The 12,235-nt window shown below is 67.8% G+C and carries 14 protein-coding genes; 6 read left to right on the forward strand and 8 right to left on the reverse strand.

Annotation, left to right across the window (positions count from 1 at the left end):
• Window positions 1–20: 20 nt before the first annotated feature.
• Window positions 21–632: a type II toxin-antitoxin system RelB family anti-toxin gene (gene relB, locus ACRDUX_RS40215; protein WP_526423032.1), complete on the forward strand. Its 612-nt coding sequence runs from the start codon at window positions 21–23 to the stop codon at window positions 630–632.
• Between the two features lie 4 nt (window positions 633–636).
• Here the strand turns inward: relB and ACRDUX_RS40220 are convergent, their stop codons facing one another.
• Entirely contained in the window at window positions 637–1,629 is a 993-nt protein-coding gene (locus ACRDUX_RS40220; protein ID WP_526423056.1) for a DEDDh family exonuclease, read from the reverse strand.
• Between the two features lie 95 nt (window positions 1,630–1,724).
• Between ACRDUX_RS40220 and ACRDUX_RS40225 the strand changes: the two genes are divergently transcribed.
• Together ACRDUX_RS40225 and ACRDUX_RS40230 are read left to right on the forward strand one after the other, a co-directional pair.
• The gene (locus ACRDUX_RS40225) at window positions 1,725–2,951 is read left to right on the forward strand and encodes a MurT ligase domain-containing protein (protein ID WP_526423034.1); all 1,227 of its coding nucleotides are present in this window, start codon (window positions 1,725–1,727) and stop codon (window positions 2,949–2,951) included.
• A complete protein-coding gene (locus ACRDUX_RS40230) occupies window positions 2,944–3,660 on the forward strand; it encodes a type 1 glutamine amidotransferase (protein ID WP_526423036.1) in 717 nt (238 codons plus the stop codon). The genes ACRDUX_RS40225 and ACRDUX_RS40230 overlap by 8 nt, the downstream gene beginning before the upstream one ends.
• A 72-nt stretch (window positions 3,661–3,732) precedes the next feature.
• On the opposite strand, the gene ACRDUX_RS40235 is transcribed toward ACRDUX_RS40230, so the two are convergent.
• The 4 genes from ACRDUX_RS40235 to ACRDUX_RS40250 form a co-directional block, all read right to left on the reverse strand.
• Entirely contained in the window at window positions 3,733–4,581 is an 849-nt protein-coding gene (locus ACRDUX_RS40235) for a type IV toxin-antitoxin system AbiEi family antitoxin (protein ID WP_526423038.1), read from the reverse strand.
• A gap of 93 nt (window positions 4,582–4,674) precedes the next feature.
• Entirely contained in the window at window positions 4,675–5,073 is a 399-nt protein-coding gene (locus ACRDUX_RS40240; RefSeq protein WP_526423040.1) for a hypothetical protein, read from the reverse strand.
• A gap of 10 nt (window positions 5,074–5,083) precedes the next feature.
• Window positions 5,084–5,695 carry a recombination mediator RecR gene (recR, locus tag ACRDUX_RS40245; protein ID WP_526423042.1) on the reverse strand — a complete coding sequence of 204 codons (612 nt, stop codon included), beginning with the start codon at window positions 5,693–5,695 and terminating at the stop codon, window positions 5,084–5,086.
• A 1-nt stretch (window position 5,696) separates the two neighbouring features.
• The gene (locus ACRDUX_RS40250; protein ID WP_526423044.1) at window positions 5,697–6,029 is read right to left on the reverse strand and encodes a YbaB/EbfC family nucleoid-associated protein; all 333 of its coding nucleotides are present in this window, start codon (window positions 6,027–6,029) and stop codon (window positions 5,697–5,699) included.
• Window positions 6,030–6,137: 108 nt separating this feature from the next.
• Between ACRDUX_RS40250 and ACRDUX_RS40255 the strand changes: the two genes are divergently transcribed.
• Window positions 6,138–6,911: an Rv3717 family N-acetylmuramoyl-L-alanine amidase gene (locus ACRDUX_RS40255; protein ID WP_526423046.1), complete on the forward strand. Its 774-nt coding sequence runs from the start codon at window positions 6,138–6,140 to the stop codon at window positions 6,909–6,911.
• On the opposite strand, the gene ACRDUX_RS40260 is transcribed toward ACRDUX_RS40255, so the two are convergent.
• Window positions 6,908–7,348: an SRPBCC family protein gene (locus tag ACRDUX_RS40260; RefSeq protein ID WP_526423048.1), complete on the reverse strand. Its 441-nt coding sequence runs from the start codon at window positions 7,346–7,348 to the stop codon at window positions 6,908–6,910. The genes ACRDUX_RS40255 and ACRDUX_RS40260 overlap by 4 nt on opposite strands.
• Before the next feature lie 89 nt (window positions 7,349–7,437).
• Between ACRDUX_RS40260 and ACRDUX_RS40265 the strand changes: the two genes are divergently transcribed.
• Window positions 7,438–8,817: an FAD-binding oxidoreductase gene (locus ACRDUX_RS40265; RefSeq protein ID WP_526423050.1), complete on the forward strand. Its 1,380-nt coding sequence runs from the start codon at window positions 7,438–7,440 to the stop codon at window positions 8,815–8,817.
• Window positions 8,818–8,875: 58 nt separating this feature from the next.
• On the forward strand, window positions 8,876–10,192 hold the full coding sequence (locus ACRDUX_RS40270) for an SAM-dependent methyltransferase (RefSeq protein ID WP_526423052.1): 1,317 nt from the start codon (window positions 8,876–8,878) through the stop codon (window positions 10,190–10,192).
• Here ACRDUX_RS40270 and ACRDUX_RS40275 read toward each other — a convergent pair.
• Together ACRDUX_RS40275 and ACRDUX_RS40280 are read right to left on the reverse strand one after the other, a co-directional pair.
• Window positions 10,189–12,069, reverse strand: a complete 1,881-nt coding sequence (locus tag ACRDUX_RS40275; protein WP_526423054.1) for a DNA polymerase III subunits gamma/tau — start codon at window positions 12,067–12,069, stop codon at window positions 10,189–10,191. The two genes, ACRDUX_RS40270 and ACRDUX_RS40275, sit on opposite strands and share 4 nt — an antisense overlap.
• A gap of 37 nt (window positions 12,070–12,106) precedes the next feature.
• A partial coding sequence (locus tag ACRDUX_RS40280; RefSeq protein ID WP_526423058.1) for a hypothetical protein occupies window positions 12,107–12,235 on the reverse strand: 129 nt, incomplete at its 5' end.

Consider the following 12,235-nt stretch of genomic DNA (forward strand, 5'->3'; position numbering starts at 1 on the left):
CAACGTAACCGAGGCGTTAAATGGCACAGCACGCGGACGACTCCACGCTGAATGCGATGATCGGGCTGACGGTGAAGAGGCTGCGTGAGAAGTCAGGGCTATCGATGCGTGAACTCGCCCGGCGCTCCGGCGTCAGTCAGCCGTTCCTCAGCCAGATCGAGCGTGGCGTCAGCGCGCCATCCATGGTCACGACCTACCGGCTTGCGGAAGCGCTCGACGTGCTGCCTGGCGCGCTGCTTCCCGCCTCACCCACATCGCAGGTGACCGTCGTCCGGGCTGACGAGGGACGCACGATCCCCGTGGCGAACCGACCCGACGCGGCAGCGGGCCGCGCCCTGCTCATGCAACCGGGCAACCCGCTCGAGATCATCGAGTACCGCATCGAGCCCGGTCAGTACCTCGAGGAATGGTTCGAGTTGGCAGGCGATCTCGCGCTGTACCTGGTGAGCGGCGTCCTCGACGTCGAGGTCGAGGGACATCCGATCGTGCGACTGCATCAGGGCGACCTACTGGGCCACCCTGCCGCGATTCGCCACCGATGGCTCCTGGTGGACGACCATCCCGCGCACGCGCTACTCGCCATCGCGCACCCGGCCGATGGTGCGGTACGGCGGTCACCGTCGCGCAGCTGAGGTTCTAGAACAAGGTGAATTGGTCGCCGCTCAGGGTCGCGTCGGTGAAGTCCTCGACTCCGGTGCCGCCCACGATGCCCGCCACCAGCGCCATGAAGTCCGCATCTCTGAGCAACGGAACTCCCATCTCACCGGCCTGATAGCCACGCCCCTGTCCTGGCTCCAGCTCGTCACAGATCACCAATGACGTCTGCTGATCGACGGTGTCGGCGTACGCCAGACCGGCGTGCAGAATTCGCTCGATGAGTTCCTCGTAGGTGTGCGTCACCTCCGATGACAACGCCACCCGCATGCCCTGCACCAGGGGTCTGCCCGCCACGAACCGGCCAGGGTTCTGGAAGTCGCACGGCAGCCGCGCCGCGACCGACTTCAGCGGCAGCAGCTCCTCGTGGGTCACGTGCCCGTTGGGCCAGCACCGCCTCTTGACCGGGCGCACCGGCAACCACGCCTTGCGGTCGTGGGCACCGGCGAGCGCCGGCTTCAAGATCTGTGCAAGGACCAGGGCGTCGTCCAGAGCGTCGTGAGGGCGCATCTGGGTGACTCCCCAATGCGCAGCGAGTGTCTCCAGCCGGAGGTTCTCGATGCCAAGCGCCAGTCGGCGTGACAGCTCCACCGTGCACATCACGGTGTCGACGGGCAGCTCGGCTCCGACGAGTTCGGCTTCGGCGGCCAGGAACGCGTAGTCGAAGCCCACGTTGTGCGCCACCATCGTGCGACCTTCGAGCACGCCGTTCAGCTCGCCGACGACGTCGCCGAACGTCGGCTGGCCCTCCAACATCTCGGTGGTCAGCCCGTGGACGTGGGTGGGGCCGGGGTCGACTCCGGGGTTGAGCAGGCTGGAGAAACTGCCCTCGACGTTGCCGTCGTCACCAAGGGCCAGGGCCGCGACGCTGACGACGCGAGCCTGCCGCGGGTGGAAGCCCGTGGTCTCGACGTCGACCACCGCCCAGCCCGAACCGGGCTCGGTGGCTGGTCGGCCGAACGTTTGGCTCACGATTCGAGGATGACACGGTGCTCGGACATTCTCGGCCAAGGCTGGACAAGGGCCGCCGCGTGTCGCCCGTCGACTTTGGCCCTCCTAGACTGCCGGGGATGGTTACCGCTCGTGGACGGATCGCGCTCGGTACGGGCGCGGCGGCACGTTGGGCGTCGCGCGTCACCGGCCGCGGCGCGGGGGCCATGATCGGCGGCCTCGTCTCCATGAAGCTGGACCGCTCGATCCTGAGCCAGGTCGGGGCCGGCCGCCGCACCGTCGTCGTGACCGGCACCAATGGCAAGTCGACCACCACCAGGATGACCGCCGCCGCGCTCGCCACCATCGGTCCCGTCGCCACCAATGCCGAAGGCGCCAACATGGACGCGGGCCTCGTCGCTGCCCTCGCCGGTGCGCCGAAGGCAGAGCTGGCCGCCCTTGAAGTCGACGAGATGCACGTGCCGCACGTCTTGGATGCTGTGCAAGCCGCCGTCGTCGTCCTGCTCAACCTGTCCCGCGACCAACTCGACCGCGTTGGCGAGATCAATCACATCGAACGGACGCTGCGCGACGGGCTGGCGCGCCATCCGGGCGCCGTGGTCGTGGCCAACTGCGACGACGTGCTCATGACGTCGGCGGCCTACGACAGGCCCGACGTGGTGTGGGTGGCCGCAGGCGGCAGCTGGGCCAACGACTCGGTGAGCTGCCCGCGCAGTGGCGAGATCATCGTGCGCGAGCAGTCGCACTGGTACTCGACGGGCACCGATTTCCAGCGGCCGACGCCGCAATGGTCCTACGACGACGACAACGTCTACGGGCCGGACGGCCTGGTCCTGCCGATGACCCTGGCGCTGCCCGGCGCGGTCAACCGGGGCAACGCCACCCAGGCGATCGCCGCCGCGGTCGCGCTCGGTGCCGATCCCGCCGCTGCGGTGGCCGCGGTGTCCGGCGTCGACGAGGTGGCGGGCCGCTACCGGACCGTGCGGTTGGGTCAGCACACCGCTCGCGTACTGCTTGCCAAGAATCCGGCGGGCTGGCAGGAGGCCTTGTCGATGGTCGACAAGCACAGCGCGGGCGTCGTGATCGCCGTCAACGGACAGGTTCCCGACGGCGAAGACCTGTCCTGGCTGTGGGACGTCCGCTTCGAGCACTTCGACGACACGGCCGTCGTGGCGGCGGGTGAACGGGGCACCGACCTCGCGGTCCGCCTCGGGTACGCGGGCGTCGGCCACACCTTGGTGCACGACACCGTCAAGGCCATCGCGTCGTGCCCGCCCGGGCACGTCGAGGTGATCGCGAACTACACGGCGTTCCTGCAACTCAACCGGCGGCTGCCCAATGCGTGAGTCGACCATCCGGATCGGGCTGGTATTGCCCGACGTCATGGGCACCTACGGCGACGGAGGCAACGCCGTCGTCCTGCGACAGCGGTTGCGGCTGAGGCGTTTCGACGCCGAGATCGTCGAGATCACACTGGGCGATCCGGTGCCGGACTCGCTGGACCTCTACACGCTCGGCGGGGCGGAGGACTACGCCCAACGGCTGGCGACCAAACACCTGATCCGGTATCCGGGCCTGCAACGGGCGGCCGAGCGTGGCGCTCCGGTGCTGGCGATCTGCGCGGCGATTCAAGTGCTCGGCCACTGGTACGAGACCTCGTCCGGGGAGCGGGTCGACGGTGTCGGAGTGCTCGACGTGACCACGTCGCCACAGCCGAAGCGGACCATCGGCGAAGTGGTGTCCCAGCCGTTGCCGCCCGGCCTCGACCAGCGTCTCACCGGCTTCGAGAACCATCGCGGCGGAACGGTTTTGGGCCCGGCCGCCGAGCCGCTCGCCAAGGTCGTCAGCGGGGCGGGCAACCGCGACGGTGACGGCGTCGACGGCGCGGTGCAGGGCAGTGTCGTCGCCACCTACCTGCACGGTCCGTGCCTGGCGCGCAATCCCCAGCTGGCCGACCACCTGCTGTCCCGCGTCGTCGGCGAACTGGCGCCCATCGAGCTGGCGGAGGTAGAGCAGCTGCGACGGGAACGGCTCGCCGCGCCACGCCGCGTCTAGGGCCCGTGTCCGAAGGTGCACTCACGCAGAGAAATTGCGAGTGCACTCCTGCGTGGTTGCACTTTCGAGCAGCTAGGGAGCTCGCCAGCCGCGTGCCAACAACGCGTTGCGAACGCTCGCGACGATCTCGTCGGGCCGGTCCTCCTTGATGACGTACGTGACGTTCCATTGCATCGACGCCAGTTTGCGCTTCACCTTCACGTCCTTCGCGTACTGCAACCGATCGGTGCGGTGCTGGTCGCCGTCGTACTCGGCGCCGACGCGATAGTCCTCCCAACACAAGTCCAGTGTTCGCACTAGCCGCCCGTCGTCGATCACTCGGATCTGCGTCGCGGGCTTGGGCAGTCCGGCGTCGATGAGGAGGAGTCGCAACCACGTCTCCTTCGGTGACATCGCTCCGCCATCCACTAGCGGCAAGGCCATCCGCAACGCCGCAAGTCCCCGCGCCCCCTGGTGCCTTGTCATCAACGCGAGCACGTCGACGTCCCTGAATCCCGTCGCACGCTTGAGTGCGTCGAGTCGGGCGATTGCCTCGCCTCTGTTCCCGTGCCTTCCCAAGTCGAACGCGGTGCGCGCAACGGTGGTCACACTGATGCCCGCGACCGTCGTCACCTCGTCGGCGAAGCTCGACTCGTTGCGCACGATGAGTCCACGCGGAGGACGCTTGACGTCCCCGATGAGTTCGATCGGCGTGGTCGCATCGACCCACTCCGCGAAATGAAGCGCCGATGCAGCGGCGCCCGCGACCACCGCCTTGCGCTTGGACCACAGCCACGCCGCCATCGTGCGATCGCGCAACGTAGGTTGCTGCCTCTTGTCGATGTACACGTCGGGTAACAAGCGCCGATACAAACGCCGGAGTTCATGACGACTCACGTCACCGTTGGCAAGTGCTTCACTGCCCCGAAATGGCTCCCCCATGGCCAGATCCTGCCGACGTGAACCGACAAGCCGACAGTGCAATGGCGCAGCAGAAGTGCGAGTGGCAACCTGCGCCGTTGCACTCTCGCGGGACTACAGCCCGAGGTCGCGGAGGAACTCCGGCTTGTAGGCCTCGAGGATGACGTAGCTCGGGTCGGGAACGGGGACATCCGGTGCGTCGTCAGTGACGGCGTGGCCATCGCCTGCGTCGACCCACCCCTGCGCATCCGCATTCCACCGGCTGGTGGTGTATTCGGCGGTGATGCCGTCGGCCTGGACGAGCTCACGAACGTTGCGCTCGGCCTCGCGGGCGTCCTGCAGGCTGTGCGTGTAGAGCTGGATCCTGTTGCCGTCCCGCGTTACCGTCACCCGGCTGCCGAGCCGCTTGCGCGCCTCGTCGTCCACGTCAAGCGACCGCAGCCGCTTCCAGAATGAAAGGTGATGCTCCTCGTCACCGAGCTCGACCTCGACCTTGAACTCCTCGTCCGGCATGCTCGCCAACCTAGGCCATGGCCCTGCGGCCGGTCAGAGCGCGTCCCAGTGTCAGTTCGTCGGCGAACTCCAGGTCCCCACCCATCGGCAGGCCCGAGGCGATGCGCGTCACGGACAGCCCGGGAATGTCGCGCAGCATGCGCACCAGGTACGTCGCCGTCGCCTCGCCCTCGGTGTTGGGGTCGGTGGCGATGATCACCTCGGCGACGTCGACGCCGTCGACTCGTTCGCCAATTCTGTTGAGCAGCTCACGAATTCGCAACTGCTCGGGCCCGACGCCGGATAGCGGGTCCAGCGCGCCGCCCAGCACGTGATAGCGGCCGCGGAACTCCCGCGTGCGCTCGACGGCCTGAACGTCCTTGGGCTCCTCGACGACACAGACAAGTGAGGCGTCCCGGCGGGGGTCCGAGCAGATGCGACAGCGGTCGTCATCGGAGACGTTGCCGCACACCGAACAGAACTTCACGCCGTCGCGGACCTTGCCAAGCACTGCGGTCAACCGGTCGATGTCGGGCGGCTCGACGGACAGCAGGTGAAAGGCGATGCGCTGCGCGCTCTTCGGCCCGATACCCGGCAGCTTGCCCAGTTCGTCGATCAGATCCTGGACCGGCCCCTCGAACAAGTCAGAGCCCCGGAATGTTCAGGCCGCCGAGGCCGCCGGCAAGCGGGCCCAGCTTGCTCTGCGCCATCAGGGTGACCTGACGGGCCGCGTCCTGGATGGCTCCGACGACCAGATCCTGCAGCGTCTCGACGTCATCCGGGTCGACGACCTTCGGGTCGATCGCGACGCTGATCACCTCGCCACTGCCCTTCATCGTCACCTGAACCAGGCCGCCGCCGGCCTGGCCGTGCACCTCCGCGACGGCGAGGGTTTCCTGTGCCTCCATCAGCTGCTGTTGGACCTGTTGAGCCTGCGCAAGGAGCGCCGACATGTCGGGCGGTTGGCCGGGCTGCATACGGTCCCCTTGCGTGTTGGTACCAGGTTGGTCTCGACTTGATTGCTGTCGTCCGAACGTGGCGTTTTGCCCTTCAAGCCTAGACGCCCGCCGGGCTACCTTGGCGCCGTGCACGTACCTGCCTGCCTGCGTGTCGGCGCCGCTCTGGCTGTCGGCCTCATCGTCGCAGCGTCCGCCGGACCCATCGAGGTCCCGGCCGCCGTTGCCGCCCCTGCCAACATCGCCGGGATGATCGTATTCCTCGATCCCGGACACAACGGCGCCAACGACGCGTCCATCAGCAAACAGGTCCCCACGGGCCGGGGCGGCACGAAGGATTGCCAGGCCAGCGGGACGTCGACCAACGACGGCTATCCCGAGCACACGTTCAACTGGGAGACGGTGCTGCGCATCCGCGCGGAACTGACGCAGTTGGGGGTGCGCACGGCGATGTCGCGCGGTGACGACACCGGGCTCGGGCCGTGCGTGGACGAGCGGGCCGCGATGGCCAACGCGCTGAAGCCGGACGCCATCGTGTCGATCCACGCCGACGGCGGCCCGGCCACCGGCCGCGGCTTCCACGTCAACTACTCGTCCCCGCCGCTCAACGCCGCGCAGTCGGGACCTTCGGTCCAGTTCGCCAAGACCATGCGAGATCAGTTGCAGGCCGCAGGCCTGATACCCGCCAACTACATCGGCCAGGGCGGACTGTACCCGCGCTCCGACCTCACCGGGCTGAATCTGGCCCAGTACCCGTCGATTCTGGTCGAGATGGGCAACATGAAGAACCCTGCGGATTCAGCACTGATCGAAAGCCCCGATGGGCGGCAGAAGTACGCCGACGCCGTCGTGCGGGGAATCGCAGGCTACCTGGCGACCAGGCCCCCGCGAGCCGTCGCCTAGCTGCCCTCGACCTGCTTCCTGAGGTTTTCGAGCACCTCGGCCTGGATCTTGCGCAGACCCAACGGGGCGAACGTCTTCTCGAAGAAGCCCTTGACGCCGCCCGCGCCCTGCCAAGCGGTCTTGACCGTGACCGACGAGCCGGGTCCGGCGGGAGCGACGGTCCAGTTGGTCACCATCGTCGAGTTGGCGTCCTTTTCGATCACCGTGTGTCCAGCTACGTCGACGCTGGCCTTGACGTCCCGGACGCGGGATTCGGTGGCCTGCAGCTTCCACGTGGCGACGGTGCCCGCACCCTGCCCGCCCTCGAGGACCTGATACCCGCTGTAGTGCGAGGACAGGATCTTCGGGCGAACCGTCTGATAGTCCGCGACCGCCGTGAGGACGGCATCCGGGTCGGCGTTGATCAGAACAGTGCTTGAGGCGCTGACCTGTCCCATCGGTGAAGGCTCCTAGATAGGGGGATGAACGGAAGTGATCCCGTGTCGGTGCGGTCGCATCGGGTGCAACCGGGGTCTAGCGTATATGTGTGACTGTTGCACGGATCCAAGCGCAGTCGGCCCACGCGGCAGGCGTGGAGAGACTGCTGGCGAGCTACCGCGCCATCCCGCCGAACGCCACCGTGCGACTGGCCAAACCCACGTCGAATCTCTTTCGCGCCCGCGAGAAGGCGACGGCCAAGGGTCTGGACGTGTCCGGTCTGACGGGGGTCATCTCCGTCGATCCCGATGCCCGCACCGCGGACGTCGCGGGTATGTGTACCTACGAGGACCTGGTCGCCGCCACGCTGCCGTACGGGTTGTCGCCGTTGGTGGTGCCGCAGCTGAAGACCATCACCCTCGGCGGCGCGGTGACGGGGCTCGGCATCGAGTCGGCGTCCTTCCGCAACGGCCTGCCCCACGAGTCGGTGCTCGAGATGGACATCCTCACCGGGTCCGGTGAGATCGTGACGGCAACTCCCGACCAGCACGCCGACCTGTTTCGGGCGTTCCCGAATTCCTATGGCACCCTGGGCTATTCGGTTCGCTTGAAGATCGAGCTCGAGCCGGTGAAGCCGTTCGTGACGCTGCGGCACCTGCGGTTCACGTCGCTGCCGGAGATGGTCGCCACCATGGACAGGATCGTCGAGACGGGCGGTATCGACGGCTCACCGGTCGACTACCTCGACGGTGTGGTGTTCAGCGCCGACGAGTCCTACCTGTGCCTCGGCGTGCGGACGTCGACGCCAGGCCCCGTGAGCGACTACACCGGCCAGGACGTCTATTACCGGTCGATCCAACACGCGAGCGGCGAGAAGCACGACCGGCTGACCATCCACGACTACCTGTGGCGCTGGGACACCGACTGGTTCTGGTGCTCGCGGGCGTTCGGTGCTCAGAACCCGACGATCAGGCGGTTCTGGCCACGGCGCTTCCGGCGCAGCAGTTTCTACTGGAAGCTGATCGCGTACGACCGCCGCTTCGACATCGCCGACCGCATCGAGAAGCGCAACGGCAGGCCCCCACTGGAACGCGTGGTGCAGGACATCGAGGTGCCGATCGGGCGCACCGCCGAGTTCTTGGATTGGTTCGGCGAAAACGTGCCGATCGAACCGCTGTGGCTGTGCCCGCTTCGGCTGCGCGACGACACAACCTGGCCGCTCTACCCCATTGCCGGGCATCAGACCTACGTCAACATAGGCTTCTGGTCATCGGTGCCGGCCGGCGCGTCAGAGGGCGAAACGAACCGCCTGATCGAGGAGAAGGTCAGCGAGCTCGACGGCCACAAGTCCCTGTACTCCGACGCCTACTACTCGCCCGAGGAGTTCAGCGCGCTCTACGGCGGCGAGACCTACAACACGGTCAAGAAGGCCTACGACCCAGACTCACGTCTGCTTGATTTGTATGCGAAGGCAGTGGGGAGACGCTGATGAGCGCTTGCGCGAGGAAGACAAGGCTGATGAGCGCTTGCGCGAAGAGGAGAAGACCATGACGACGTACAAGGAAGATTCGGCTCAAGCGACGACTGGCAAGCTCACGCTCGCCGAGATCCTCGAGTTGCTCGCCTCGGGCAACGATCTCCCGCTGAAGTTCACCGCATACGACGGCAGCTCGGCGGGTCCCGAGGACGCCGCGATCGGCCTCGATCTGCTTACCCCGCGTGGCACCACCTACCTGGCCACCTCACCCGGCGAATTGGGCCTGGCCCGTGCCTACGTCTCCGGTGACGTCGTGCCGCACGGCGTTCACCCCGGTGATCCGTACGAGCTGCTGCGCGCACTGGCTGACAATCTCGACTTCAAGCGGCCGTCGGCGCGGGTGCTCGCCAACATCGTTCGATCGATCGGCTTCGAGCATCTTCGGCCGATCGCCCCGCCGCCGCAGGAGGCGCTGCCACGCTGGCGTCGCGTCGTGGAAGGAGTGCGGCACAGCAAGTCTCGCGATGCCGATGCCATCCATCACCACTACGACGTGTCGAACACGTTCTACGAATACGTGCTCGGCCCTTCGATGACCTACACCTGCGCGGCCTATCCCGACGTGGATGCCAGCCTTGAGGAGGCGCAGGACAACAAGTACCGACTGGTATTCGAGAAGCTGCGCCTGCAGCCCGGCGACCGCCTGCTCGACGTGGGTTGCGGCTGGGGCAGCATGGTGCGCTACGCCGCGCGTCACGGCGTGAAGGCCATCGGTGTCACGCTGTCGAAGGAGCAGGCGGCGTGGGCGCAGAACGCCATTGCCGAGGAGGGCCTGTCCCATCTGGCCGAGGTCCGTCACGGTGACTACCGCGACGTCCGCGAGTCCGGGTTCGACGCGGTGTCCTCGATCGGGCTGACCGAGCACATCGGGGTGCACAACTACCCGTCGTACTTCCGCTTCCTCAAGTCCAAGATGCGCACTGGCGCTCTGCTTCTCAACCACTGCATCACCCGGCCGGACAACCGCGCCGCGGCGACGGCGGGCGGTTTCATCGATCGCTACGTGTTCCCCGACGGGGAGCTCACCGGGTCGGGCCGCATCATCACCGAGGCTCAGGACGTTGGCCTCGAGGTGGTGCACGAAGAGAACCTGCGCCACCACTACGCGATGACGCTGCGGGACTGGTGCCACAACCTCGTCGAGCACTGGGACGAGGCGGTCGAGGAAGTCGGCCTGCCCACCGCCAAGGTGTGGGGCCTGTACATGGCCGGCTCCCGGCTGGGCTTCGAGACGAACGTCGTTCAGCTGCACCAGGTTCTGGCGGTCAAGCTCAACAACAAGGGCGGCGACGGCGGACTGCCGCTGCGGCCGTGGTGGACGGCCTAGCCTCCCTCGATCCGGCGGGCGCCCAGCTCGCTCTGCAGTAGCTCGAGTGCGACCTCCTCGGGGTCGCGGCGTGGTCCGACCTCCTCGTGAACGGCCTGGGCGAGCATGCTCTCCTCGTCGTCCTCCTCGGGCGGGGCCGGAGTGGGTGACGCAGAGGGCTGCGCAGAACGCGCGGCGGGCGCGGCAGCCGTCGGAGATCCAGCCTCGCACCGGATGTTCCAGTTCACCCCGAGGGCATCCTTCAGCGCGTCCCTGATGATCTCGACGTTGCGCGCCTCGTTCAGCCGCGCCGCGAGCGGCGCCGAGACGTGGCTCAGCACCAGGGTGTCACCCTCGACCGCAAGGACGATGGCGCCGTCGAGCATGACGTCGGTGGGACGTCGGCGCTCGCGCACCTTTTCCCTGACCGTCGTCCACATGGTGCGCACCGCTGCCGCGTCGGGCTGATCCGATGCCACGGGCTCGGCCGGTGGCGGGGACGTGGCGACGGGAGGCGGCGCAGGCTCGACGGGGGGCGGCGGCTGCGGAGCAGGCACCGACGCGACGGGCGTGGGCGCAGGCCGTTCGGCGGGCGGTGCGACGGCGGGCGGTGCGACGGCGGGCGGTGCGACGACCGGTTCGGCCGGCTCGGGCGAGGAACTCCTGCGGGTGAACTGCTTGGACGGCGCGGGCGCAGGCTCGACGGAGGAAACGGCCTGCGATGCCTCCCCTGCCGGAATCGACACGTTCATCCGGGTCTCGATGCGCTCGATCCGTTGCAGCAGAGCAGCTTCGGTGTCGCTCGCCGACGGGAGGAGCAGGCGCGCACACACCACCTCGAGCAGCAGTCGCGGGGCCGTGGCGCCCCGCATCTCACCGAGACCCGCGTGCACGACCTCGGCGTAGCGGGTCAACGTCGCGGTGCCCAGCCGGGCGGCCTGGTCGCGCATCCGCTCCAGCACGTCCTCGGGTGCGTCGACGACCCCGCGGGTCGCGGCATCGGGCACGGCCTGCAGCACGATGAGGTCGCGGAACCGCTCGAGCAGGTCGGTGGCGAAACGGCGCGGGTCGTGGCCGGCATCGATGAGCGACTCGACCGCTCCGAAGAGTGCCGAGGCGTCACCGGCCGCGAGCGCGTCGACCGAGGCGTCGATCAGCGCGAGGTCGGTGGCGCCCAGCAGGGACAGCGCCCGGCCGTAGTCGACACGGTTGCCCTCCGAGCCGGCCAACAGCTGGTCGAGTACGGAGAGGGTGTCGCGGGGGGAACCGCCGCCGGCGCGGATCACCAGCGGGTACACCGCGTCGTCGACGGTGACGTCCTCCTGCGCGCAGATGCGTTCGAGCAGCCCACGCATCGCCTTCGGGGCGAGCAGCCGGAACGGGTAGTGGTGGGTGCGCGACCGGATGGTCATCAACACCTTGTCGGGCTCGGTCGTCGCAAACACGAAGATGAGGTGCTCCGGCGGCTCCTCCACGATCTTGAGCAGCGCATTGAACGCCTGAGGCGTGACCATGTGCGCCTCGTCGACGATGAAGATGCGGTATCGCGACTGGGCGGGGGCGTAGAACGCCCGGTCACGCAGTTCACGGGCATCGTCGACGCCGTTGTGGCTGGCGGCGTCGAGCTCGGTGACGTCGAGGTTGCCAGGGCCGTTCGGGGCGAGCGCCACGCAGGAGTCGCAGACCCCGCACGGCGTCGCGGTGGGGCCCCGCTCGCAGTTCAGCGAACGGGCCAGGATGCGCGCCGAGGACGTCTTGCCGCAGCCACGGGGGCCGGAGAAGAGGTAGGCATGGTTGATGCGTCCCGACTCCAGCGCGGTCGACAGTGGCTCGGTGACGTGCTCCTGCCCGACCACTTCGGCGAAGGAGGCGGGTCGGTACTTGCGGTAGAGAGCCACGGAAGCAGGCTACCCACGCTCCCCGACGCGTGGCGCCCTAGTCACCCGCGAGCAGGGCCTCGGTGGCGGAGAGCAGTGCGCACGTCGCGAGACCATCGATCGCCTCGTTCAGGTCGGGTGTCGACGGGAATGTCGGCGCGATCCGAATGTTCTTGTCCTCTGGATC

This window comes from Mycobacterium sp., assembly GCF_050701675.1.
Classification (GTDB): domain Bacteria; phylum Actinomycetota; class Actinomycetes; order Mycobacteriales; family Mycobacteriaceae; genus Mycobacterium.